Source organism: Mucilaginibacter metallidurans, from assembly GCF_003286435.2.
GTDB lineage: Bacteria > Bacteroidota > Bacteroidia > Sphingobacteriales > Sphingobacteriaceae > Mucilaginibacter > Mucilaginibacter gossypii.
This window is the reverse complement of the sequence record NZ_CP043449.1, coordinates 2,770,476-2,795,331: the sequence shown is the minus strand read 5'-3', so window position 1 is coordinate 2,795,331 and position 24,856 is coordinate 2,770,476. Positions and strand designations below refer to the sequence as shown.

At 41.8% G+C, this 24,856-nt stretch carries 20 protein-coding genes; 9 read left to right on the top strand and 11 right to left on the bottom strand.

Annotated features, from left to right (window positions below):
* Nucleotides 1–507: 507 nt before the first annotated feature.
* Entirely contained in the window at nt 508–990 is a 483-nt protein-coding gene (locus DIU38_RS11940) for a hypothetical protein (RefSeq protein WP_149354085.1), read from the top strand.
* Nucleotide 991: 1 nt separating this feature from the next.
* On the opposite strand, the gene DIU38_RS11935 is transcribed toward DIU38_RS11940, so the two are convergent.
* Genes DIU38_RS11935 through DIU38_RS11925 form a run of 3 tightly spaced genes read right to left on the bottom strand, consistent with a single transcriptional unit; the run spans nt 992 to nt 3,390 of the window.
* Nucleotides 992–1,795 (bottom strand): MBL fold metallo-hydrolase, encoded by an 804-nt coding sequence (locus DIU38_RS11935; protein ID WP_112654919.1) that lies wholly within the window; start codon nt 1,793–1,795, stop codon nt 992–994.
* 32 nt (nt 1,796–1,827) lie between these two features.
* Nucleotides 1,828–2,871, bottom strand: a complete 1,044-nt coding sequence (locus DIU38_RS11930; RefSeq protein WP_112654918.1) for an EamA family transporter — start codon at nt 2,869–2,871, stop codon at nt 1,828–1,830.
* Nucleotides 2,872–2,904: 33 nt separating this feature from the next.
* Nucleotides 2,905–3,390, bottom strand: a complete 486-nt coding sequence (locus tag DIU38_RS11925; RefSeq protein ID WP_112654917.1) for a TQO small subunit DoxD — start codon at nt 3,388–3,390, stop codon at nt 2,905–2,907.
* An 82-nt stretch (nt 3,391–3,472) separates the two neighbouring features.
* Between DIU38_RS11925 and pdxR the strand changes: the two genes are divergently transcribed.
* The 5 genes from pdxR (at nt 3,473) to DIU38_RS11900 (ending at nt 11,846) form a co-directional block, all read left to right on the top strand.
* Nucleotides 3,473–4,966, top strand: coding sequence for a MocR-like pyridoxine biosynthesis transcription factor PdxR (gene pdxR, locus DIU38_RS11920; RefSeq protein WP_112654916.1), 1,494 nt, complete (start codon nt 3,473–3,475; stop codon nt 4,964–4,966).
* 1,097 nt (nt 4,967–6,063) lie between these two features.
* Nucleotides 6,064–7,323, top strand: a complete 1,260-nt coding sequence (locus DIU38_RS11915) for a heparan-alpha-glucosaminide N-acetyltransferase domain-containing protein (RefSeq protein ID WP_112654914.1) — start codon at nt 6,064–6,066, stop codon at nt 7,321–7,323.
* Between the two features lie 743 nt (nt 7,324–8,066).
* On the top strand, nt 8,067–9,911 hold the full coding sequence (locus DIU38_RS11910) for a glycoside hydrolase family 9 protein (RefSeq protein ID WP_112655353.1): 1,845 nt from the start codon (nt 8,067–8,069) through the stop codon (nt 9,909–9,911).
* A gap of 18 nt (nt 9,912–9,929) precedes the next feature.
* Entirely contained in the window at nt 9,930–11,063 is a 1,134-nt protein-coding gene (locus tag DIU38_RS11905; protein WP_112654913.1) for a redoxin family protein, read from the top strand.
* 24 nt (nt 11,064–11,087) lie between these two features.
* Entirely contained in the window at nt 11,088–11,846 is a 759-nt protein-coding gene (locus tag DIU38_RS11900) for a ThuA domain-containing protein (RefSeq protein ID WP_112654912.1), read from the top strand.
* Between the two features lie 112 nt (nt 11,847–11,958).
* Here the strand turns inward: DIU38_RS11900 and DIU38_RS11895 are convergent, their stop codons facing one another.
* From DIU38_RS11895 to DIU38_RS11880, 4 genes are all read right to left on the bottom strand, one after another.
* A complete protein-coding gene (locus DIU38_RS11895; RefSeq protein WP_112654911.1) occupies nt 11,959–14,880 on the bottom strand; it encodes a triple tyrosine motif-containing protein in 2,922 nt (973 codons plus the stop codon).
* A 266-nt stretch (nt 14,881–15,146) separates the two neighbouring features.
* Complete coding sequence (locus tag DIU38_RS11890) at nt 15,147–16,121, bottom strand: YeiH family protein (protein ID WP_112654910.1); 975 nt, start codon at nt 16,119–16,121, stop codon at nt 15,147–15,149.
* A gap of 96 nt (nt 16,122–16,217) precedes the next feature.
* Complete coding sequence (locus DIU38_RS11885) at nt 16,218–17,072, bottom strand: pirin family protein (RefSeq protein WP_112654909.1); 855 nt, start codon at nt 17,070–17,072, stop codon at nt 16,218–16,220.
* A 76-nt stretch (nt 17,073–17,148) separates the two neighbouring features.
* Nucleotides 17,149–17,838 carry a class I SAM-dependent methyltransferase gene (locus DIU38_RS11880; RefSeq protein WP_112654908.1) on the bottom strand — a complete coding sequence of 230 codons (690 nt, stop codon included), beginning with the start codon at nt 17,836–17,838 and terminating at the stop codon, nt 17,149–17,151.
* 60 nt (nt 17,839–17,898) lie between these two features.
* Here DIU38_RS11880 and DIU38_RS11875 point away from each other — a divergent pair, with 60 nt between their 5' ends.
* Nucleotides 17,899–18,606, top strand: coding sequence for a DUF92 domain-containing protein (locus tag DIU38_RS11875; RefSeq protein WP_112654907.1), 708 nt, complete (start codon nt 17,899–17,901; stop codon nt 18,604–18,606).
* Nucleotides 18,607–18,624: 18 nt separating this feature from the next.
* Nucleotides 18,625–19,407, top strand: a complete 783-nt coding sequence (locus DIU38_RS11870; protein WP_112654906.1) for a M90 family metallopeptidase — start codon at nt 18,625–18,627, stop codon at nt 19,405–19,407.
* On the opposite strand, the gene DIU38_RS11865 is transcribed toward DIU38_RS11870, so the two are convergent.
* Nucleotides 19,408–20,217 (bottom strand): MBL fold metallo-hydrolase, encoded by an 810-nt coding sequence (locus DIU38_RS11865; protein WP_091163804.1) that lies wholly within the window; start codon nt 20,215–20,217, stop codon nt 19,408–19,410.
* A 112-nt stretch (nt 20,218–20,329) separates the two neighbouring features.
* Here DIU38_RS11865 and DIU38_RS11860 point away from each other — a divergent pair, with 112 nt between their 5' ends.
* Nucleotides 20,330–20,989: a YceH family protein gene (locus tag DIU38_RS11860; protein WP_112654905.1), complete on the top strand. Its 660-nt coding sequence runs from the start codon at nt 20,330–20,332 to the stop codon at nt 20,987–20,989.
* A gap of 121 nt (nt 20,990–21,110) precedes the next feature.
* Here DIU38_RS11860 and DIU38_RS11855 read toward each other — a convergent pair whose 3' ends face one another.
* The 3 genes from DIU38_RS11855 to DIU38_RS11845 all read right to left on the bottom strand — a co-directional run bounded on the left by DIU38_RS11855 (nt 21,111) and on the right by DIU38_RS11845 (nt 24,447).
* Nucleotides 21,111–21,641, bottom strand: coding sequence for an NADPH-dependent FMN reductase (locus DIU38_RS11855; protein ID WP_112654904.1), 531 nt, complete (start codon nt 21,639–21,641; stop codon nt 21,111–21,113).
* Nucleotides 21,642–21,752: 111 nt separating this feature from the next.
* A complete protein-coding gene (locus DIU38_RS11850; protein ID WP_112654903.1) occupies nt 21,753–23,099 on the bottom strand; it encodes a sensor histidine kinase in 1,347 nt (448 codons plus the stop codon).
* Complete coding sequence (locus tag DIU38_RS11845; RefSeq protein WP_112654902.1) at nt 23,089–24,447, bottom strand: sigma-54-dependent transcriptional regulator; 1,359 nt, start codon at nt 24,445–24,447, stop codon at nt 23,089–23,091. The genes DIU38_RS11850 and DIU38_RS11845 overlap by 11 nt, the downstream gene beginning before the upstream one ends.
* Between the last annotated feature and the right edge of the window lie 409 nt (nt 24,448–24,856).

The window sequence follows — 24,856 nt, the reverse complement described above, 5'->3', positions numbered from 1 at the left end:
AAGAAGAAATATAGCAAATCGGTGATCTCCCAATAGGGGCAATTATTGATTTTCTATTGTGTAAATATAACACAATGAGTTGTTCGAAAGTAATTTATATCAGATTTTTTACTCTAAATTTTAATGTTAATGAAAAAGTATGAAATGCTCTTGGCTATTGGGAGCTTATCAGTCTTGAAACACCTAAATTTAAAGTATTAATTTAACATTCATGTATCGCAACCTGCCTTTTCTCATCGTATTAATTGGTTTTTTTCCTTCCTGTAATCATGCTTCGGTTAATGTTGATAAGAGGAATGCGGCTAATCAAATAAAACCGCAGCGACAAGTTAACCCAAAAGGGGCGGGCAGGAGAAACCGCGACTTGTTTGGGGCTATCGTTTTGTTATTAACGGCGATTTTGATGGAGATGGGAGGCAGGAAAAACTCACCGAACATTATTTCAACGGCCTAACCAATAAGGAGACAAACAAATTTTACAATGGTGATTATGATTACGACATTAAGATGGCCAATGGAAAGCGATCATATTCATTTATAGTATGTGACAATGAATTAATCCGCAGGATAGATGTAGTTCCGGTTGGCAATTTTGGATTACTTTATCTTAAAAATGAAGGAGATCTGAACGGCGATGGGGGTGACGAAATATCCTACGTGACCAATAAAGCCGATTGGTCGAGCTTTAATGAATATAAGATCATGACTTATAAAAATCGTAAATGGGTTGTCTTGTATTGGTTTCCTATATGGGAATGGCAGTTGCCCGAATTGCCGCGGGTTGGTAATCAGACTGTTGCTTTGGGCTCGAATCAAGTTATAGCCCTAAATTCAGACACTACAGATAAGAAATTATTAAAAGAATTGAAAGTTTTTAATGGGTTGGTTAAGAAAGCCGGCAAAAATAAGATCCAGATCATTTACCGAAGTAAAGATATATCCCAGGATACGATTATTGTCGGCCTTAAAAACCATCATCCCCCTGTTTAGGTCACAGCCCGTAAGCATCTTTATATCGTTGCATCGAAGTCGTGAATATTTCCATTGCATTACCCTCAATATCCTGGTTTTCAAATGCTCCATACACAGTATCAAAATTAAGCATGGATGCTTTTTGATATGCTTTGACAAATTCTTCCTTGGCGAGTAATATAATATTAGGATAGCTGTACATAATAGCCATATGCCGTTTGCTTCTGGCTATATTAAAGGTATCACCACAAAGCATAGTTCCATTGGGTGTAAAGCCTGCAATGTGCAACACGCAGCTGCCCGCAAAATGACCGCCGATATGTACTACGCTTATGCCGTCCCAAAGTTGTGTGGTGTTACCACCCCATAAGTAGATATACGGAGAATTAAAAGGTACCCTTTCAGCGTCATGTTGGTGGATATAGATTGGGCAGCCAAATTCGGCGGCCCAGTCATTCATATTACTGTAATAATGCGGATGTGAAAACGCGATAGCTTTTAATCCGCCTTTAGCCCGGATAAATTCAATTGTAGCATCATCCAGGTACGGAATACAATCCCACAAAATGTTACCTCCCGGAGAGATAAGGAGCAGGGCCCTTTGGGCAATTGCAAAGTCTGGTTGTATTTTGAGTGCATACAGATGTTCACTTAACTGTGTTATTTTGATGGTGCGGTTCTTAAGTTCGGCTGGCGTATTCCATTGCTGTCCACTCTCCGGAACGTATTGTCGATCATCCGTACAGATAGGGCAAAACTCAGGCACGCCGGGATCGGCTAAAAACTGGGTGCCGCAAGTGCTGCATATGATTGTTTTGTTCATAGTTTTATAAAGTTTTATTTAGCGAGATAGTTTTAGATCCGGTAAGCTATTTTAGCCAATGCTTTGATCTGTTCCAAATCGGAAGCCGGGTTGAGGTGATTGCATTTACCCGCTTGTTCAACTGTTTCAGTCACAGGTTTTTTAAACTTAAGTTTCCCATACTTTGAAAGATTTACAAGCAATACGCTGAGCAAGATCACAATTAACCCTAAAAACTGCATTAACGAAATACTTTCATGTGCAAAGCAAACCCCAAGTAATACGGCGATAACCGGATTTACATACGAATGGGTGCTTACCTGCGTTGCAGGCCTTACCTGCAGCAGCCATACATAAGCGCTGAATGCCCCAATTGATCCGAATATGATAAGGTAAACGATAGCCATCCATGACTGAGCCGGAACGGTAGCAAGATTAAATCCGTTAAACTCCTGGTGAATAATAGCAGCCGGTACAAAAGCCAAACCGGCAATGATCATTTGCCAGGATGTATTTACCCTTGCTGGTGCTGTACCACCCCGCTTTTTTGAATATAATGATCCTGCCGACCATGCGACAGGACCAGCCAGTAACAATAGTAATCCTGTTAATTTTGCATGGTTCATAGTACCGGTAACTGATTTTAGGAAGGCTTCACCAAAAAGGAGCAGGATTCCTGCAAAGCCGATGATGAGACCGAATATGGTCGATTTATTTTTTAGGTTTACCCGCCAGTTAGCTTTATCTAATATGATGAACCATATCGGGTTCACAGAAACCATAATGGCAACCATGGCACTGGGGATATTGCGCTCGACCCAAATTACTATACCTGTAGCTACAAATAGGGTAAGCAGCCCGCAGATACCGGAGGTGATGATATCGCGCTTAACAAATATGTTGTCGCCCTTCATGTAGCACCAGCTAAGTAATAAAATACCCGCGGTAAAAAAACGCAATGCACCCATCAGCATGGGAGGGAAGCCCTGAATTGCCATTTGTATAAAGAAATAGGTTGACCCCCATACTATATAAACAGTAGCAAAGGCTATGATCACAAAAAGGGGTGATGCTTTTGTATTTGCTGTAGTTGCCATGATTATTTTATTGGTTAAAGATGTTTGCTGATTTTAATTGGTTTGCAATGATTGGTAAGCCGTAAGCTTTTTGTTCACAATACGTGAGGCGAACCATTTATCTAAGCTCCATGAATATTGGGACGTCCCGGCCAGCAGAAAGCTTGCGGCGCTCAAAGTAAACACTGAATAACCTAAAGGCGATTCGACGCCGAAGGAAATTGCCATCGCGATAGCAAAACATAAACTAAGGATACCGCTGCCGATAGCTGCCATGCGGGTAAATAAGCCAAGGATGAGTAATAAGCCAAAACCGCCTTCGCCAATGGTTGCAATAGTTGCCAGCGGATTTATGATGCCATTGGGCAGGAAACTCATTAACTGTTTGGCATAGGCAATAAAATGTTTCCAGTCGCCCCAGCCAACGTGTGCGTGACCGCTTGGGCCAAATAAGCCGAGGCGGTCGGCTACTTCCCACAGGTAACTTACTCCAATGGCTAACCTCAGGTATATGGATGATATTTTTTGATTGAGTTGCATAAGTTTTATTTTTTGATGATCAAAAATACCACGCTTTTGGACTATACTTGTAGTCCAGAAAATAGATTAAAGATAGTCCAGAATGATGCTCATTGAAAGTTTATTAAGTGTAGATAAAAGCGGCCAGGTGCCTGTGTATTTGCAAATTAGCAACGGTATTATCAATTATATCAGGCAGGGGACCTTAAAACCAGGCTCTGCACTTCCTGCCAGTCGTGTGTTGGCAGCATCGTTAAACGTACATCGTAAAACGGTGGTAGCTGCTTATGACGAACTTTATGCTCAAAGCTGGGTTGATGTTATAGCGCGTAAGGGGATTTACATAGCTAAAAACCTGCCCGATGTTGCACCCCGGCCTATCGAAAAAGCTGTTCTGAAACATAGCCTGGCAAATAAAACATCGTTCAACGTTGATGACAACAGGATCAACCCTCAGCGCATGTTTGTGGAAATGCCTGATGGCAATATTACATTTACCGAAGGGTTTCCCGATACCCGCATTGCGCCTGTCGACCTGATGGTGCGCGAATACAGACGGATGGCAGGTTATCATTTTACTCATAAATACCTGATGTACGGGCTGGAGCAGGGTTCCGAAAATTTAAGGAACGAACTTGCCCGTTTTTTGGGTGAAACCCGTGGCCTGCATGTAACACCTAATGATATTTTAATAACCAAAGGCGTTCAAATGGCACTTTACCTGTGCGCACAGGTACTGATTAATAAAAATGATATTGTAATTGTAGGTAACCCAGGCTACAGTGGTGCAAATGAGGTGTTTGAGCAAGCGGGCGCCAGGTTGGAATTTGTTCCTGTGGATGACTACGGTATTGATATTAATGCTGTTGAGACTATTTGTAAAGCACAAAAGGTACGTATGCTTTATGTGGTGCCGCATCATCATCAGCCTACTACAGTAACGCTGAGTTCGGAGAGGCGTATGCGTTTACTCGAACTGGCAGCAAAATATCAGTTTGCCATTATTGAAGATGATTACGACTTTGACTTTCATTATACAAGCGGCCCTATTTTACCGCTGGCCAGTGTCGATTATTATGGCAATGTAATATATGTGGGTTCGTTTTGCAAAACCATTGCGCCGGGAATTCGCATTGGTTTTATGGTTGCGCCGACAAATTTTTTACGCCAGGCCACCCGCTTACGCAGGCTGATTGACCGCCAGGGGGAGCACCTGTTAGAAGAAGCTATGGCAAGTTTATTAAAGAACGGAGACATTAGCAGGCACCTGAAAAAAGCCAATAAGCTGTATCACGAACGGCGGGATATTCTTTGCAAATTACTGCAGGAGCATTTGGGCGATTATATTTCCTTTAAAATACCATGTGGCGGTTTTGCCATATGGGTTAAATACCTTCATGATCTGGACACTGCCGTTGTTTCAGAAAAAGCTAATGAACTGGGGCTGTCTATAGGTGCGGGACATGATTATTATTATGATAAAACCTTTAAACACGGCTTTGTACGGATAGGGTTTGCCTCATTAAACGAAAAAGAAATGCATGAAGCAGTAAATATCTGGAAAAAGGCCATTCTTAAATGTCTTCCAAAAATTTAAAAGTTTGGCATGGGGGATTAAACGCCATAATAGGATGAATTTGCTAAAGTCATGTCGTGCTTTGGCAGTTGCTGTCATGCTTTTAAGTTAGAGGTTTTCTGCCAAAATTTGCGTTTGTCATGCCAGTGACAAATTGTCGGTTAATTTTTTTAAAAATGCTAAGACCTCTAATATGTGAAAATCAGGGAATAGTTTTTTTACAAAAAAAAGTTTGGCGATGAGTTTTTATAGCCGCAAAGTAGGCTAAGAAATTAATGAGCGAAATAATTTTCTCCAAAAATAAATTTGTGCTTGTTTGCCCGCTTTTTTTTAAATAATTCGGCAAAAAACAATTTTTCGGCTTTTTCTGCCCCGATTTAAGCCTGTTTTTTTTCGTTAAGCGCAAAACTCTGGGTTAAATTTAATAAACACCAGTTTTTGAAGGTAGTTTCAAAGAAAAAATCCATTTTAAAAATGACGTTTTTTGGCTTAAAGTATTGATTTATAGGGTTGATTTTTTAATGGCATGTTTTTAGCCGAACAGGTGACAGGAATGATACAATTGTTCTTGCATCACTGCTACAGCATGCCTGTAGGAACGGTTGTATTTCCTCAAAACATTGTTAGTTCAGTAATTAAAACATTAAAAAAATTAAAGTTATGTTAACCGTATTAGAAGTTGCCCTTTTCTTAGCTGTTATTATCGTTCCATTAATCCCTGCAAGAAAAACTGCAAAATAATTGGATATTAAAACCAGTTAATGAATGGGCGGCCTTTGGTTGCCCATTTTCGTTTTTATACCATTTGTGATCGGTCGTACTCATTGCTAATCAATCCGCTCCGGGTTTTTTCCGTCGCTTCCGAAACCTCCTTCTTTCCCACTTCGCTGAATTTTGTATTTATATATAATGTTACCTATGGTAGTAGTGATGTAGTGCTGTAATAAAAGCATCAGATCATGCTATCGAATAGATTTGTGCATTAATGATCCAATGGATTTATACCAGCGTCTTATAACCCAGATTGGCATTTGGCAGGTACGGCGATAATATTTTATATACCGCAAGCCATAATTCACTATTTTCCAGAAAAATTAAATGAAAACTCTTAAATAAGTATGCAGCAATTACCCAAACGCCTTTTATCAATAGATGTATTGCGTGCGATTACTATGCTCCTGATGATATTTGTTAACGATGCGGGTGGTGTACAGCATATTCCGAAATGGATAGACCACGCTAAAGGTTTTGAAGACAGGCTGGGTTTTGCTGATACTATTTTCCCGGCGTTTTTGTTCATTGTGGGCTTGTCGTTACCATTTGCTATTAATAACAGGATCAAAAAGAGTCATAGTACCAGACAGGTCTTATTTTATATCCTGATACGCAGTGCGGCGCTGCTCATTATGGGTTTTTACCATGTAAACCTTGAAGAATATAATTCATCGGCAGCATTAATTCCGAAGGCTGCATGGGCACTGGTTATTACTATGGCATTCTTCCTGATCTGGCTTGACTATCCGGAAACTATGGCAAAGACTAAAAGATATGCCTTGCAGATATTAGGAATTGCTATGCTGATAGGCATGGCGGTGGTTTATAAAGGCGGCGAAGATGGCGAGGTACGGGGTATGGAGCCTTCATGGTGGGGAATATTAGGTTTGATAGGATGGGCATATTTGGTTTGCGCTTTGATATTTTTCGCGGTTAAAGGCAAATTGAACAGCCTTATCATAGCATGGATAGTGCTTGTCGCGATTAACATTTTGGCGCACTCCATATTAAAGATAAAGGTGTTGCACGACGAAACAATGGTAACCATTGCCGGAAATGATGTTACGGGCAGTTTCCTCGGCAATGCTATTATCTTTTTAAAACCGTTTTGGATAATCAACGACGCGTCAACAATGGCTTTAACTATGGGAGGCACGGTAATATCGGGGATCTACGCCAAATTGGTTGAGCAGGGCAAAACGCAACATATTTGGGGCACACTGATTGTCGTCGGTATTTTATTCCTCATAGCAGGTTTTGCTTTAAGGCCTTATACTGAAGGTATTTCCAAAATTCGTTCAACACCGGCCTGGGTATTCATTTGTTCCGGAATTACCACGTTAGCTTTTTTGATGCTGATATATATGGTAGACGTTAAAGGAAAAATAAATGCCTTTAACTGGATCAAACCGGCAGGTACCAGCACACTAACCTGCTACCTCATCCCGTATTTTCAGGTGTTTACACTGGAACTGTTCCAAATTAACTATCCCGGCGTTATCAATAACGGATTTCCGGGACTATTGCGCTCTTTTCTGACGGCTGTGATCATCGTTTTATTTGTTGGATTACTTGAAAAGAAAAGATTACGCTTAAAAATTTAGTTACACCTAAAATCTCATGGCAACAATTTCATCATTATTGCAACCAGAACTGGTGAAATATGCCGGGAGATGTTGGTGGAAAACATAAGTACTTACTTGATGCTGCTATCAGGCACTTAGGTTAAAGAACCTTAAAAGCATCTTCAAAAGAGGCCCCCGAGATCAAGCGGCCTCTTTTCGGTTTAGGTTGATTATAATAAAAGCTATTAATTATAATTGCGTTCTTTGGCATAATCGGCAGTCAATGCACCTGCATTGGCGTCAGGCGAAACCTCGCAATTACGCTGCAGCTATACTAATGATGTAGGGATGTCCGTACTTACAAGGCCGGGAATAGCCTGTTAACAATTTTAACTTTGCGGCAGTCCCTTAGACTATATTTCATGTTGGATTTATATAAGAGATAAAATTTTATATCCTGCAATTATCAGCCAAACTTTACTCAATTGCTATTTTGAAGCCACTACAAAACCACTACTGTCGTGTTATCGATAAAGTGCTACGTGGTCATTACCCCAAAGTCGTAGTTTCTAAGCACAGAATATTAAAAACGACTTTTTACACCTTACTTAGCATTTGCCGGGTAATCAGCGAAAGTGACTTTGTAATAAATTGAGGTGTTTAATCACGGTAGTGCTAATGTAGTGGCATAAAAATATCCGGCCGAAACTTGATCTTTTAGCTTTGACCAACATTGCAAAACCATCATGCTTAAACCGCAGGGCAATTCCTTAACTTTATATATGAGTCTGAAAAAACACATCAATATCCTGTTTAAGGCCACTGCCTTGTTTTGGTTCGGTCTGCCGATTTTTGTGCAGGCACAAAATATTAAAATGGTAACCAATCACGTTGGTTATGAAGATAACAAGGCAAAACATGCCGTTATAGTTGCCGACAGCCGTCTTACATTTACGTCATTTAACCTCATTGATGCAGATAAGGGTAAAGCTGTATTTACCGGAAAGATCTCTTACAGCGGCCCGGTTGGCAAATGGAAAAATTTTGAGTTTTGGACGCTTGATTTCAGCAGTTTTACCGTGCCGGGGACTTACAAAATTCAATTCACTTCACCTAAAGGAATAATTTCATCATACCCTTTTTTCATTGGCAAAAATCTGCTTGAAAAAGCCACTATATCCGATGTAGTATATTACTTTAAAGGGCAGCGCAGTTCGGGTCTGCTGGATAAGGCCGATCATCATCTGGTATTATCGGGCACAACGGATACTATTGACGCGCACGGTGGCTGGTATGATGCCACCGGCGATTATGGCAAACATTTGTCGCATTTATCATTTTCTAATTATTTTAATCCACAGCAAATCACTTTAACAGCCTTTAGCCTGTTTAAAACATATGAGCTGCTAAACGCCCGCCCGGGAACTGATTTTCGGCAGTTTAACCGGAGAATTTTAGACGAGGCCATGTATGGCGCTGATTATTTAGTGCGGATGCAGGCAAAAAACGGTTCGTTTTATCGCTCTGTGTCATCGCCTGGCCCCGGCAAATTGCCAAAAGACAGGGTGATCCAGGCAGATGAAGGCAATTACCGGATTAAACAAAGCAAAAACCAGTCGTTTACCAAAACAACCTCAGGCAAAAACTGGCGTACTTACCAGGTCAGTTACCGATCGGGCGGGGGGATTGCTATTGCGGCACTGGCTATGGCTTCGGCGTATCAAACATCGGGTGAGTTTAGTAATGCCGATTACCTGAAAGCTGCCGAAAATGCCTTTGCTTTTCTGGAAAAGGAAAACCCACAAATGGACTATGATAAAAAAGAGAATATCCTTGATGACTATTGTGCGCTGAGTGCGGCTACCGAATTATACAAAGCAACTCACAAGGATATTTATAAAGCTGCTGCCAAAAAGCGTGCTAACAACCTGCTTAACCGCCTAACCTCGTGGAATAAATACCAAAATTTTTGGCGCGCTGACGATAGCGACAGGCCTTTTTTTCATCCATCAGATGCTGGCTTGCCTGTAGTAAGCCTGCTGTATTATTATCCCTATGCTTCTGCGAATCTGCAGGCAAAGATCAAAACAGCAGTAAGAAAATCAATGGAATTTGAATTGGCTATTACCCACGAAGTGAACAATCCCTTTGGTTACAGCCGCGAACTGGTGCAGGATACATTGGGCAACCGGCACAGCGCTTTCTTTTTCCCGCATGGCAGTGATGCTTCACCCTGGTGGCAGGGTGAAAACGCGAGATTAGGTTCAGTAGCCACTGCTGCACGAATGGCTGCCAGTCTGTTTAAAGATGATAAGACTTTCCATGACCAGCTCTCCGGCTTTGCGATAGATCAGTTGAACTGGATCCTGGGCCTGAACCCCTTTGATGCCAGTATGCTGCAGGGCACAGGACATAACAATCCGGCGTATGGCTTTTTTGGCACGTTTGAATATACCAACGCACCGGGCGGTATTGTGAATGGCATTACTTCAGGGTTTGATAATGAGGATGATATTGATTTCAATATCCCTTATGCAGTGTCAGGTAAAGATTCTGACTGGCGCTGGGCCGAGCAATGGCTTCCGCATACAGCCTGGTACCTACTGGCAGTATCAACGAGTGATTAATTGTAAACCATATCTACTATGAAGGAGTTTAAGATCAGTTTGTGTTTCATCTTCGGGCTGCTATCGGTTTTACCGATGTTTTCTTTTGCCTTCGATGAACATAAAACACTGGCCATAGGAGCATCGGCGCCTGATTTTAGTCTGCCCGGTATTGATGGCAAAACTTACACTTTGCAATCGTTCAGAAATGCTAAAGTGTTAGTTGTGGTTTTTATGTGCAACCATTGCCCTACCTCGCAGGCTTATGAAGACAAGGTAATCAAACTAACCAGCGACTATGCACCAAAGGGAGTGGGTGTGGTAGCAATCAATCCCAATAACCCTGCCTCACTGCGCTATGATGAATTGGGCTACAGTGATTTAGGGGATTCATTTGAAGAGATGAAAATACGTGCGAAAGATAAAGGCTTTAACTTCCCATACCTGTATGATGGCGAAACCGAAGTAGCTTCCAATAAATATGGCCCGGTTGCTACCCCTCATATTTTTGTTTTTGATAAAGACAGAAAGCTGCGTTACAATGGCCGGATAGATGATATGGAAAACCCTGCCAAAACACCCAAATCTTTGGATGCTCGTAACGCTATTGATGCGGTACTTGGAGGCAAAGAAATAGCAGTACCGGTTACCAAAACCTTTGGCTGCTCGGTTAAATGGGCCGAAAAAAAGGATTGGATAGATAAGGCGCAAATTCAATGGGCAAAGGAGCCGGTGAAACTTGATACCATTAACGCCAGCGGAATTGCAACAGTGGTAAAAAATCATTCGGACAGGTTAAGGCTTATTAACCTGTGGGCTACCTGGTGCGGTCCCTGCGTTGCGGAGTTTGACGATCTGGTTACCCTAAACAGGCTTTACCGTGACAGGGGCCTTGAATTTGTAAGCATCAGCGCTGATGACCCGGCTAATAAAGATAAAGCTTTGAAGTTTTTACAACGCAAGCAGTCATCAGGTATCAACTACATTTATACAGGCGATGACAAATATAAAATGATAGAGGCAGTAGACCCTAAATGGGATGGAGCTTTACCATATACCATGCTGATTGACCCGGATGGGATGGTTGTATACAGCCACCAGGGCGCTATTGATCTGGAGGAAGTTAAGAAAGTGATCTGGAATAACCCGATGATGGGCAGGATCTATAAATAAACCATCAACGCAAAAATCATCTGTATGAAAAAAATGGCCCTGATCTTCAATTTTTGCCTGTTAACCGTTATCAGCGCGTGGGCACAAAACGCCCCGCGTTTTAAAGTAATAGCCCTGTATGAAAACGGGGGGCATCATATTGAGTATTCAAAAGTGGCAAAAGTATGGTTGGATAAGCTGGCTGCTGACAGTAATTTTTCTGTCGATTATATTCAAAGTACTGATGGAATTGATGATGCTTTTTTGTCTAATTATCAATTATTTATCCAGTTGGACTACCCGCCGTATGCCTGGAAAAAAAAGGCCGTAAAAGCCTTTGAAAAATACATTGATGAAGGCAAGGGAGGCTGGATAGGTTTTCATCACGCAACCCTACTGGGCGAGTTTGATGGTTACCCGATGTGGAACTGGTTCTGGAATTTTATGGGGAGGATCCGCTATAAAAACTACATAGCTACATTTGCCAAAGGTACTGTCAATATTGAAGATCAACGCCATCCGGTAACGCGAGGCGTTTCACCGTCTTTCCTGATTCAGAAAGAAGAGTGGTACATTTATGACAAAGATCCAAGGCCCAATGTACATGTGCTGGCCTCGGTAGATGAATCAACTTATGAACCCAAAGATGGCATTACTATGGGTGACCATCCTGTGATATGGATTAACCCCGGGAAAAAAGCCCGTAACATTTACATCTTTATGGGACACTCGCCTGTGCTTTTTGATAGTAAGGATTATACCAGGCTTTTCAGCAATGCTATATTCTGGGCCGCCGGAAAATAAATATGAAGTAGCCGGTGTTGAGAAAAAGCATTTTTAAAACAAGAAATGCCTATGGATGACAGCACTTTGATGTTTAATAATAGCTGGAAAGTAGTAAAAACTGGAAGCAGTTTTACCCGGATTGTTTAGTAACCTCCATCAAAAAATCATACAGATTGGTTTCGGTAGCTAATTGCAGTTTTTTACGCACGCGGTAACGGCTGATCTCCACGCCTTTCAGCGAGATGTTAAGCAGCTGCGCTATCTCCTTTGATGACAGGTTTAACCGCAGGTAAGCACACAGTTTCAAATCGGTTGAGCTTAAACCGGGGAATTTGGCCTTCATGGTGGTTAAAAAGTTATTATGCACCTGGTCAAAATACATGGAAAAGTTGTCCCAGTCATCGTCACTTTTCCCGGTATCGCTCAATAATTTAAACACGCTCCTGAATTGGTACGATGCATCAGGAATGTTAAGTTTTTTGATTAATACCATCAGTTCGTCCTTGATATTGAGCAATAGTTTACTGCGGTTAACCATTTGCATTGTTAGCGTGGCCAGTTCTTTGTTCTTGTAATTTAGCTCGGCTTCAAGCTTTTCGTTTTTTAGGGTAATGATCTCTTTATCATTTCTGTCAAGTTCAAGACTATGGAGGTAGCTTAACCTTTTTTGCTCATCTGTGTGGCGTTGCTGATACAGTTTGAAACGTTTTTGCTGCGCCTTTATGCCGATATACACAGTGCATGCAATGATCAGGAAATAAGCCAGGTAGGCCCAAATAGTTTGATACCATGCCGGCTCAACAATAAAACTATAACTGACGGGAGCAGATGCTGTGCCCAAATTATTACGGGCCTTTACCGAAAACGTGTATTGGCCATAAGGAAGGTTGGTATAGTCCTTCTCCGTTTTAACCGACCATTGCGACCAATCTTTATCAAAGCCTATTAATTTATAGCTAAACTCCTCGTTGCTTTTTTGTGCAAACAGGGTAGAGGTATATTCAAAATGAAAAGAATTCCAGTGATTGGACAGCGAGGCAATAAGTTGCGTGTTTTGTGCTGATGCGATCCGGTTGTTTTTAACAAAATATCCACCGAAAATCAGGCTATCTTTTTCGGCTATGGCTTTTACCGTAGTAAGTAATACATTGAGTTTGTTCTCCGATGAAACGTATTGGCGATAATTTAAATGGAAAACACCATTGTTTGAGCCGATAAAGATGTTATCCATGTCGTGCGGATAAATATACTCTGCCCCCTTTACTGTTTGCCCGGCCAGTTCAGGGAAATAGATCACCTTATAAGATGCGTTAGATGATCTTTTCCCAAAATCAATTACGCCAACCCGCTGGTTGCTGATAAACCATATATTGCCCTTACCGTCTTCTGTAAAGAACTCGATTTTTGCTTTGCCAAATATGGGTTCGTAAAAAACAGACCGGGCAAAGTCACCCTCGGTGGTATTATACTCATAAACACCTTTTTCGGTGGCAGCTATTACTTTGTTTTTAATAAAATATACATGGTTATTCAGCGCCGATGGCAAACCACTTTTTTCGGTATATTGCGTATAACTAACTATCTTTTTTCTATCGGCGGATAGTTGCACTTTAAAAATACCCCTGTAGGGGTGCGTTGCCCACACAAAATTGCTCCTATCTACCGCGAGGTTTCCTAATGATTCATAAATACCATTTATTTTTCCTTCAAAGCTAAATCCGGCACCATTGTATTTTAAGAGCTGAAAGCCGGTGTAAGTCCCCGCTATCACATCCTGCGAAGCAGGGAAAGCTTTCATCGTCCACGCCCCCGGGCCGGGAGTAATCAGTTTAGCCTGATTATCGTCTATCTGTAAAACACCATCCTGATGACCAGCCAATAAATGCCCGTTAATTTGCGTTAGGCTTAAAACCTGTCCTTTAGTGTTTGGCACTTCTGTAAAAGCACCTGTGGCCGTGCTGATATCTTTTTGCTGCGCGCCTATCGATACGGTATATAAGCCGTTTGATGTTCCGATATACAACTTGTTGTTAAAAATGCTTACCGAGTTACTCTTTACCAGGTTTTCGCGATTAGGATAAATATTTTTTACGGACGTGTTATAATTAATAAAATCGAGCCCATTTTCCAGTCCAAGCCATATATTATGATCTCTGTCTAACAATATACCATGAACATTATTGTTTTGTAACCCCTGGTTATTGGAGTACTGGTCTATCAGCTTGCCTTTGCCATCTATAATAATCAGCCCTTTTGCTGATGTGCCGACGGCGTACCTGTCGACGCCAATTTTTTGAATGAAGTTTATAAGATCAGTGAGCAGGATTCCATCAATAGCCGTGTTTTTTTTAACCAGCGACGAGCCAGCAATGATAAAGAGGCCATTTTTGCGGGTACTTACCAGTAAGGTATCTTTATTAAACTCAGTGATGCCGCTGACATTCAGCGCCGTTGTGGGTTGTTGAACGAAGGCTTGCCAGTGCGAATCTTTAAAAATAACCAGTCCGATAGCTTTATCATAAGCAAACAGTTTACCGCCGGCCCGGTTTAGCAGCATCCAGCCACCGGGTGCATCAAATGTGTGCATGGTGTTGTTTTTTAACTCAAAGATGCATTCAATGGTTCTGAAAAATACCTCATTATTATGGATAACAATATCCCAGATATCGGCAAACTGCCTTGCTTTTTTGGGCAGGCGTTGTTTAAGCGAATGAAATTTGAGGATGCCTGCATTGTTAGGAAAAAAATAGCCTACTTCATCCTGACCGCCAACATAAATACGTCCCCAGGCATCAATGGCTACAGACTTTATGGCGCTTTTGTTAGGAAGCGGATATGTTTTCCAATAACTCCCGTCGAATGTCAGCAGGCCTTCATCATTGGCAAAATAAAGAATCCCATTCTTGTCTTGTTTAATATGCCAAATCTCGCTCCCCGCATTATATTCATTATGCGTGTAGCTTTTGATAGCGGGTGTCCCAATGGTTGTTTGAGCAGAAGATGTGTAGATCAACATGCGCAGAACAATAACAAATAGAATGCTTTTTTTCATTAACGATTTCCTGGCAAGGGTTTAAAACCCATTGATAATTAGTATTGCGCGGCAAATGCGGGCCTAATTAACAGCCGTAAATTAATCAACATTTTACATATAGTATGTAGTTCGCTAATATTGCTAAGCGAAAAAAACGCATATGTGGTAAACCTGCAATAGATTGCGTAGTGGTATTGTAGAGGCATAGACTATCTATAAAACCAAAATAGCAATGCTCCATTGTGTGGCTGTCAAACATCTGCAGCGGCATAGAATAGCATGACCTAAGCTAAATGCATAACCGCATACAATGCTGCCCCTGATATCGCAATCCAAAGCGCTACTCCCTGCAGAAGTGGCTTCAACCCAACCGATGCCAATACCATGCGTGAAAGGCCCGCACCTATTAAAAATAAGGTAAGTGTTAAACCAGCCTTTGCTATGTTGATTATAAACGGGCTTACCAACTTTATAACAGGCACGTAAGTATTAGCAATCATTGCCAATATAAACAAACCGATAAAATAAGGGATGCTTACTTTTTTTGACTTGTTCCTGAACAGAAAGGTAGATAGAAATGCTACCGGGATGATCCATAGAGCCCGGGCTAGTTTGACGGTAGTTGCTACTTCCAACGCATGAGCACCATATTTACTTGCTGCACCTACCACCGAGCTGGTATCATGTATGGCAATCGCGCACCATAAACCAAACTGCGTTTGTGATAAATTAAGATAATGGCCTATTAACGGGAAAATAAACAATGCTATTGAATTGAGAATGAATACGCAACCTAACGCTACGGAAATCTGCTTTTCTTCGGCTTTAATAACCGGTGATATGGCTGCAATTGCGCTCCCGCCGCAAATAGCAGTTCCTGATGAGATCAAAAAAGAAGTCTTTTTCTCAATGCTCAACCATCTGCCCATCAGCGTGCCAAATAGCAGTGTTCCGGTGATGGAAGCAATGGTAAACAGGATACCTTCTTTACCGGCTTGCAGTGCGCTATGCACATTCATGCCGAACCCCAGACCTACTACTGATACCTGTAATAAAATATGGGTTGCCTTATGGTTTAAATGCAGATAAGGGTGACCGGAACATTGAGCTACTATTAAGCCTAATAATAAGGCAACGGCCGGGCTCATGAAGGGCATTAAACATAGCACTATACAAACTGCGAATATAACCTTGCGGGCGTTTTCATTAATGTTTAATAACAGGCCACCGGTATTGTTTAGTTGATGTTGGGTATTCATTTTTCCTTTGTTTTAATGATACAAAGGTGTGTGGAATTACCGCCGGTTTTTCATCATAATACGCAATCTGTGATAACCAAAAGTTATTATGGGGTTTTAGTAATTTAATGTGCCGAATACGCCGTTTTGATAATCTGATAATGCCTGCTCAATTTCTTCGGGCGTGTTCATTACAAAATTATCCTTAGCTGATACGGGTTCGTCAATAGGTTTAGCAGAGAGAAATAACACCTGCGAATCTTCGGTAGCTGTCACTGTGATCTCTTCATTATCTTTTTCAAACACAATGAGATTGTGTTGACCGATAGTTTGTTCGTTTACTTTGACGCTGCCATTTATAATATAAAGTAATGCCCAGTAACCGGATATGGCTTCAAAGTTTGCCTCTTTTCCCGTGGCTATTTTGCCAACTATAGAAATAACCGGGGTGAAGTTTTTGATAGGCCCGGTTTTGCCCTCATAATCTCCGCTGGCCAAACTGAAGTCGAGGCCTTCACCAATAAGTACTTTCGGTAGCTCATTTGCTTTGGCCGACTGATAAAAAGGCTCATCCCACTTTTTAGTTTTGGGCGCATTGATCCAAAGCTGGATAAGTTCCTGAACGCCGCCTTTTTGTAACAATTCGGCGGTAGGGCCTTCGCTGTGCATGATGCCTTTGCCTGCAAACATCCATTGTACATCGCCGGCTTTTATAATCTCATCGTTACCTGCATTATCTTTATGATAGCCTTCGCCCTGTAGCATAATGGTATATGGGCTGAAGCCGCGATGCGGGTGTGGGTGGATGCGCAAAGTTTGGCCGGGTTCTATTACCTCCGGCCCCATGTGGTGTAACACAATAAAGGGGTTTGCAAACCGAAAATCTTTATGAGGTAATGGCTGGCGTACGGTTTCTTCGGCGGTAATTTTCTTTTCACGACCGGCAAGGACATGGATGATGGCTTTTTTCATTGGATAGATGTTGTCGGAATAAAAATAGCTTATTCCGTACGGAATACAACGAGCCAATAAGAAAATTACTGTGGTTTTACCTGCTCAGAGTTAACCGCACTAAGTACTGTTTAAATTCATCCTCCAGTAATACCTCCATATCAAAGCCAGCTTCTGCAACGATGGGCTCAAGTGTTTTTTCATCAATATATAGCCAACGGAACCAGTCGGTTTTTTGGCGATTGTATTCATATTGATAAAGTAGCTCACCGTAATAACCTTTTTCCGGCAGGCCATCTTCATATAAATAAGTGATATCTGATGAATCAAATACGATTTGCCCCCCTGGATTGAGCAGCAGTTTAATGTGTTGTAAAAATACCTTCAGGTTTTCAAGTGTCCCGGTGAGGCCAATCCCGTTCATGAGCAAAAGCAGGGTATCGTATTTGCATTCGTTATAAACAAAAATGTCACCTTTGATTACTTTGTTTACCTTGCGCAGTTTCATTACCTCACAGGCTAACGGGGAAATATCAAGCGCGGTGCAATCAAAGCCACGTTGCTGCAATACTAAAGCATGACTGCCCGCTCCTGCGCCAATATCCAGCACGCTTCCGCGGCATTCGTTCATGGCCAGCCATTCTATATCCGGCATGTCATCCTCATCCCTGAAGTAAACATCAATGGGCATCTCCTCTTTAGGTCCATATTGATTATTGATCCAAAGTTTATGGTTAGCTGATTTATGATAATGATCATGTATGGCCTGGCCCAGTATATCTTTCATGTGCCCAAAAGTATGAATTGAAAGTTTAATTTAGCGCCACATTAATCCCTTTGATCGACTATGTGGTTAAGTTATGGTTTGCTGGCACTTATTTTAGTAGCTGGTGTAGCATACAGTATATCGGCCCGTAAGCTAACTGTTATAGCAGCATTAACCGGTGCCGCAGTTGCCATCCTGGTATTTGCCGGTGCCGGCTTCACAGGTTTAGCCATGATGACTACCTTTTTTATTTTAGGTTCGGCAGCTACCTCGGTACAAAGCAAAACAAAGAAGGATTTAAACGCAGATCAAAAAGGAGGGAGAACAGCCGAGCAGGTTTTGGCGAATGCCGGTACGGCTGCCTTATGCGGAATTTTGACCCTCGTTTTTCCGGCCCAAACTCAAGTTTTACAATTGATGATTGCCGCCATCTTCGCTTCGGCAACAGCCGATACATTGTCATCAGAGTTAGGGACGGTTTACGGAAAACGTTTCTTCAATATTATAACCCTAAAGCCGGATTTACGCGGGCTTGATGGGGTGATCAGCTTAGAGGGTACTTTAATTGGCGTAATTGGCTCGGTTATCATTGCTGTTGTTTATGCCATAGGAATGGACTGGACAACAAATCTCATCTGGATTATTGTTGCAGGTACACTCGGTAATCTAACAGATTCCGTTTTAGGGGCTGTGTTGGAAAGAAAAAATCTGATCAACAACGATACCGTTAATTTTTTAAATACCCTGATAGCTGCTTTGTTTATGCTGTTGCTGTACTTTGTTTTATAATTTAATCTGTAAATAAAAATGGTTCTTATCCTGATAGTGATCGTTGTTGCGTTGGTGGTGTTCGTTTTCCTCAATAAAAAGAAAGTGGTAAATGAAACGCCTGCTGCCACATTGAATTATAAAGCGCTTTTAGAATTGCACATTCCATATTATCAGCACCTTGATGCTGATCGAAAACTGTTGTTTGAAAGAAAGGTTGCCAGACTTTTAGCGGATATTACTATCGAGGGTGTTGGTACAACGGTAAGCGATGCTGATAAAGTAATGATAGCTGCCAGTGCCGTGATCCCGATATTTGGCTTTAATGATTGGAAATACCGTAACCTCACCAATGTGATCCTTTACCCGGATACATTTGATAGCGAGTTTCAGTTTGAAGGCGAAAACAGGAGTATTTTAGGAATGGTAGGCTCAGGATATATGAACGGGCAAATGATCCTGTCGAGAGCGGCGTTGACAAAAGGTTTTAGTAAATCGGCAGGGAAAGAGAACACGGCTATTCATGAGTTTGTACACCTGCTTGATAAGGCCGATCGGGCTACCGACGGTGTGCCTGAAATCCTGCTGGCTCATGAATATATTATGCCATGGCTCAAAATGATCCACCGGGAGATTCACAAAATTGAAGCCGGGCGTTCTGACATCAATCCGTACGCCATCACTAACGAAGCTGAGTTTTTAGCTGTTGTAGCCGAGTACTTTTTTCAAAAGCCGAACGAGTTGAAACATAAACATCCCGAACTTTATGATATGTTAAGCACCATCTTCTTGCAGGACCTGGCTGATAATGATGTTACCTGATCAAAAGCTAAGGCCAAGCTGCCCTAACGGCTCATGTTGAACAACCGTACTGCTGATATAGTAAACCGGAGTTTCTTCATGTCTTGACGCCACAATAATATTGATCCCATCGGCACAATTGGTAAACAAATCCTCTACCAGCTTGGGGTCGTTGTTGTTTTTGGAAAGATGCGAAAGTAGCAAGTGGGTCATGTGCGGCGGGCGGTGCGTAGTGAATAAACCCAAAGCTTGTTTGTTTGATAAATGCCCTTTTCCCCCACGGATGCGTTGTTTTAAATAATAAGGGTAACCGCCTTTATCCAGCATATCATCATCATAATTGGCTTCCAAAAAAGCAGCATGGCACTGGCTAAAGTAGCGGATGAGTTGGTCGCACACTATTCCCAGATCGGTAAACACGCCAACCTTAACATTGCGACAGCTTACAATAAAGCTATGCGGCTCAGACGCATCATGCATTTTGGGGAAGGATGTTACCTCGAGGTCACCAATAACAACTGTTTGAAATGCGCTAAGATGATGGACTTTAAAATGATCAACACCGCTAAGGTGCATCAACGTGCCGGGGGTAATGTAAACCGGCAGCTGATATTTTTTGGCTAATACCGGTATACCACGAATATGATCAGAATGTTCATGCGATACAAAAATGGCTTTTACCTTTTGCATGGACAAGCCCAGCCGGGTCATGCGTTTTTCAGTCTCGCGGCATGAAATGCCCACATCAACCAATATAGCCTCCTGATCGTTCCCTACGTAATAGCAATTGCCATTACTTCCCGAATTTAATGATGTAATGAATAAAGACATTGCTATGCAAAGTAAACTATTTTGGTGTTATTATTTTAATCCTAACGATTTTAGCAATCAGAAAATTAGCAATTTTTTTTGACGCTATAAAAACCTGCTTATATTTAGCCCCATGGATTCACCGCAAACTTTACCCGTACTTGATGCCGAAGAACTACGCGTGCTTGGTACTTTAATGGAAAAAGCCAAAACCACGCCCGATTATTATCCCATGACCCTTAACGGATTGGTGGCTGCTTGTAACCAGAAAACATCGCGCAAACCTGTTGTTAATTATGATGATGATACGGTTATCAATGCCCTAAATTCCTTGAAAAGGCGCGGTTTGATCTCTACCGCTACCGGTGGTTCTATTCGTAATATTAAATACAAACACAATTTCGCTATAGTTTTCCCGGTAATACCTTCAGAAGTAGCTTTGATTTGCCTTTTGATCCTTCGTGGGCCTCAAACGCCAGGTGAATTGAATACCAACAGCGGTCGCATGTACGAATTTGATTCGATAGAAGATATACAGGAGATCCTGGATAAACTTGCTGGCGGCGAGACGCCTTACATTGTACAGCTACCTAAACGCCCCGGCCAAAAGGAAGTTAGATACGCGCATCTATTAGGCGGAACGCCCGAAATTAATGATGATGATTTTGCAGATGAGCCAAGTGGTCGCCCATCTTCATTAGCAATGGAGGCCCGTTTAACCAAAGCCGAACAGGAAATTGCCGAATTGAAAGAAACCGTGGGCAGGTTGATGAGGGAATTGGGAGTGGAGTAAAATTATGGTCGTGTTGAATTTGTTTCAACACCGCATTTGCTAAGCCGTCTGCTAATCTGGGCGTCTACCTGTCCTGTGGGGTGCTGAAATAAATTCAGCATGAGGTGCAGTTTTTTCATAGCTATATTTCTTTCAAAAATACTTTCATTACATCCCGCAAAGCCTTCTCCGTTTGCTCATCTGTAATATCCCCATTCACATCTATTTTAGCCCTGATAAAAGGAATAAGCAAAGTTGCTCCTGCTGTTACTTTTGCTGAGAGCGCACCAAGTGTCAGCAGCAATGCAGCGTGAGCATGACTGCCAACTGATGATGCGGTAACTAAAGCTACAGGTTTATCAACCAACGAACCGCTCGAGACCATCCAATCCAACATATTTTTAAGCTGACCGGGAACTCCAAATGCATACTCAGGTGTGCAGATTACGACTCCTGTGGCACTATTTATAAAGCTTCGTAATTCCGAAACAGCTTCCGGTGGGTGTTCGTTGTCAAGTCCGGGATCAAAAGGAGGGATGGCTGCCAATCTATCATATATGTAATAATGAACGTCAGCCGGAGTTAATCCACATAAAAAACTCAAAATATTATGATTGGATGAGCCCGATCTTAAACTGCCGGAAATAGCAAGAATATTGCTTTTGTAAGTCATGGGAAATATATTATCTAACCAAACTTACGAAGTTTCCAAAACTTCGTAAGTTTTTCAAAAGTCATAAAGATGCAGATCAAAAACTCCCCCCTCAGGAGGGCTGGGGGCGATCTATACGAAAGATAATATAAACGCTGATCCTTTGCCTTCAGTTGATTGTACCTGGATATTGCCTTTGTGCAATAACATGATTTGTTTACAAAGGCTTAAGCCAATACCGCTGCCTGTTTTACGGGTACTGAAGAAAGGGATAAAGATTTTGTCGAGCAGTTCGGGTGGCATGCCTAATCCATTATCGATAACTTTTACAAAGGTTTTTCCACCCTGAATCTCAGCTGTAAGCGTGATGCGCGGTGTTTCGCGGTCTTTTACAGCTTCAATAGCGTTAACCAGCAAATTGATCATCACCTGTTCAATGAGGTTAATATCGGCTTCAATGGCAAGTGTCGGATCACGTAGAATGATCTCCAGTTCTATCTTCTTTTTCTCCAGTGTAGGCGTCATCAAGCTGTTGAGGTTTTCAAAGATATTACGCACCATGATCTTGTTCAGATCAAGTTTGGTGATCTTGTTGAGGCTGCGGTAGCTTTCGGTAAACTTAAGCAGTCCTTCGCTGCGGCGCTTGATGGTATCGATACCAAGCTCAATGTCTTCCAAATCACTATGAGGCAGGCTTTCGGCAATATCAGGGCTTTGCAGGCGGTTCTTGAGCGTATCCGCGAGGGAAGAAATAGGAGCTACGGAGTTCATGATCTCATGCGTCATTACATTAAGCAATTTCGACCACGCTTTCGACTCCGTTTCATCCAAAGCTTCGTTTACGTTTTGAAAAGCGATGAGTTTGTATAGTTTATCATCGCTGCGCATCAGGCTGGCGTTCACCAGTATTTTAACCTGTTGCTGGTTACGGGTTACCGTGATGATCTTACTATCGCCCGGCTTAAGTTTAATCAGTTCGGCATACAATGATGGTTCGCGTTTTTCGAGCGAATGCACTGTTTTTAGATAGGGTACCCCGATTATGGTTTTAAAAGCTTCATTGATCCAGCCGGTGTCGCCAGTTTCCTCTTCGTAAGATAAAATGCCGGTATCAACCAGCTCAAGGATTTTTTGCAGGTAATGATATTGTGTTTCGCGTTCGCGGCTTATCAGTTTAAATGTGGTATTGATATCGTTAAAACCTTTACGCAGGGGCTTAAGTTCATTAGGAGCCTTCCGTACATCAAAATGGCGGGAAAAATCACGGTAATGGATCGACTCTACAAATTGATTTACTTCGTCCTGTGCTTTTTTCTGAAAACGGATCATATCCACCACCGAGTAAGCAACCAGTGGCAACAGGATCACGAGATACAACAGCTGATTAAGGCTTACTATAACAAAAGCTGTAACGGTAAGTACAATTAGCAATAAAAATACACGCAGCAAAAGCCGCCACTCGTAACGGTTAAATATCATATTTGCTTAGTCTTCGGTATAAGGCAGTGCGGGTGAGGCCAAGTTCTTTGGCAGCGCGGGTAATGTTACCATTGTGCTTTTCAATAACCCGTAATATAGCGTTCTTTTCCAGGGCGCTTAACGGGATATTGTCAGCATCAACCACGCTTTCTGTCGATGTTTCCAGGATTGAAAAAATCAAATCGTCGGGTCTTAAGGTATTATCATCGGCCATGATCACTGCGCGTTCAATAGTATATTGTAATTCACGCACATTTCCCGGAAAATTGTATGATTTAAGCTTGTTAATAGCTGCCGTATCAAAGTCCACTGATGGCTTAAGATATTTACTTGAGTACAATTTCGCAAAATGGCGGGCCAATATTACAATATCCTCATTACGGCGGCGCAGTGGTGGCATATTGATCTCGACAGTATTGATACGATAGATCAAATCCTTACGGAACTTGTTTTCGTTCGCCAGTTCACTCAAAGGTACGTTTGTAGCGCAGATAAGCCTGATATCTACGTCAACTGGTTTGTTAGTGCCCAAACGGGTTACCTGGCGGTTTTGTAAAATGGTAAGCAGCTTGGCTTGTTGCTGCAGGCTGATGTTACCAATTTCATCTAAAAATAAAGTACCGCCCTGTGCCTCTTCAAAACGCCCCATACGATCCTCTCGGGCATCAGTAAAGGCCCCTTTCTTGTGGCCGAAGAGCTCACTTTCAAACAGGGTATCCGTTAACGCGCCAACATCTACTTTAATAAAAGGTTTATCAGCACGGAGCGAGCGTTCGTGGATAGCCTTTGCCATAAGATCTTTACCGGTACCGTTCTCTCCAAGGATCAGGATATTGGCATCGGTAGGGGCTATCTTGTTAACCTTATAAAAAATATCCTGCATCACGTCCGATTCACCAAGGATAGAAGTGTCTCCCGCAGTGCTTTTTACAGGGGTTTTGGTGGTTTTTGTCCCACCTTCTTTTTTATCCAAAAGATCTTTTATAGTGTTTATCAGCTTTTCGTTGTGCCATGGCTTTACCACAAAGTCGTTTGCCCCTTCTTTAAGCGAGCGGACAGCAAGGTCAATATCACCATAAGCCGTTATCATAATAACGCAAACATCAGGCTTCCATTCTTTTACCTTGCGGAGCCAGTAAAGCCCCTCATTGCCCGTGTTAATAGCGCTGTTGAAGTTCATGTCAAGCAAAATCAGATCAACCCCGTTACGTTGCAGCAGCCAGTTCAGGTTTTCTGGGTTCTTTTCGGTGATGATTTCACGGGCTTCGGGTTTTAGCAAAAGTTTAACCGCGGTTAGTACGTCCGGATCGTCATCAACAATTAAAACGGTGGCTTTTTTAAGTATCATTTATTTTTAGTTAATAGTTCATAGATAATTGTTCATGGTCTTCAAAACGATGACACACGGTAATTTAAGTTCAAAATAAAAATAGCATCTTATTTATTGACGATGTCAATTTAATAAAAGTTATAAATTTAAATTAAATTGTATCTCTTTACCGAAGCTACCTAAATAAACTTTTAGCATCGTTGCCATCAACTATGAACTATACGCTAAAACAATTTAACCATGAACAATAAATTAAAGACTCGCTAATTATACCACATGTTACAATTTTTGTGCTAAATACCCGCATTTTTATGCAGTATATCATATAAATGCTTCACAATGAAGTGTTAACCTGTATTTGCATATAACAGGCTATTAATACGTGAAAAAACACTGTATCAATACCGTACACCTGATGTAACAGAAG

Coding starts and splice junctions, on each gene's coding strand:
- DIU38_RS11940 (WP_149354085.1), top strand. CDS start 508: ATGGCCAATGGAAAGCGATCATATTCATTTATAGTATGTGACAATGAA.
- DIU38_RS11935 (WP_112654919.1), bottom strand. CDS start 1,795: ATGAACAAAACAATCATATGCAGCACTTGCGGCACCCAGTTTTTAGCC.
- DIU38_RS11930 (WP_112654918.1), bottom strand. CDS start 2,871: ATGGCAACTACAGCAAATACAAAAGCATCACCCCTTTTTGTGATCATA.
- DIU38_RS11925 (WP_112654917.1), bottom strand. CDS start 3,390: ATGCAACTCAATCAAAAAATATCATCCATATACCTGAGGTTAGCCATT.
- pdxR (WP_112654916.1), top strand. CDS start 3,473: ATGATGCTCATTGAAAGTTTATTAAGTGTAGATAAAAGCGGCCAGGTG.
- DIU38_RS11915 (WP_112654914.1), top strand. CDS start 6,064: ATGCAGCAATTACCCAAACGCCTTTTATCAATAGATGTATTGCGTGCG.
- DIU38_RS11910 (WP_112655353.1), top strand. CDS start 8,067: ATGAGTCTGAAAAAACACATCAATATCCTGTTTAAGGCCACTGCCTTG.
- DIU38_RS11905 (WP_112654913.1), top strand. CDS start 9,930: ATGAAGGAGTTTAAGATCAGTTTGTGTTTCATCTTCGGGCTGCTATCG.
- DIU38_RS11900 (WP_112654912.1), top strand. CDS start 11,088: ATGAAAAAAATGGCCCTGATCTTCAATTTTTGCCTGTTAACCGTTATC.
- DIU38_RS11895 (WP_112654911.1), bottom strand. CDS start 14,880: ATGAAAAAAAGCATTCTATTTGTTATTGTTCTGCGCATGTTGATCTAC.
- DIU38_RS11890 (WP_112654910.1), bottom strand. CDS start 16,121: ATGAATACCCAACATCAACTAAACAATACCGGTGGCCTGTTATTAAAC.
- DIU38_RS11885 (WP_112654909.1), bottom strand. CDS start 17,072: ATGAAAAAAGCCATCATCCATGTCCTTGCCGGTCGTGAAAAGAAAATT.
- DIU38_RS11880 (WP_112654908.1), bottom strand. CDS start 17,838: ATGAAAGATATACTGGGCCAGGCCATACATGATCATTATCATAAATCA.
- DIU38_RS11875 (WP_112654907.1), top strand. CDS start 17,899: ATGTGGTTAAGTTATGGTTTGCTGGCACTTATTTTAGTAGCTGGTGTA.
- DIU38_RS11870 (WP_112654906.1), top strand. CDS start 18,625: ATGGTTCTTATCCTGATAGTGATCGTTGTTGCGTTGGTGGTGTTCGTT.
- DIU38_RS11865 (WP_091163804.1), bottom strand. CDS start 20,217: ATGTCTTTATTCATTACATCATTAAATTCGGGAAGTAATGGCAATTGC.
- DIU38_RS11860 (WP_112654905.1), top strand. CDS start 20,330: ATGGATTCACCGCAAACTTTACCCGTACTTGATGCCGAAGAACTACGC.
- DIU38_RS11855 (WP_112654904.1), bottom strand. CDS start 21,641: ATGACTTACAAAAGCAATATTCTTGCTATTTCCGGCAGTTTAAGATCG.
- DIU38_RS11850 (WP_112654903.1), bottom strand. CDS start 23,099: ATGATATTTAACCGTTACGAGTGGCGGCTTTTGCTGCGTGTATTTTTA.
- DIU38_RS11845 (WP_112654902.1), bottom strand. CDS start 24,447: ATGATACTTAAAAAAGCCACCGTTTTAATTGTTGATGACGATCCGGAC.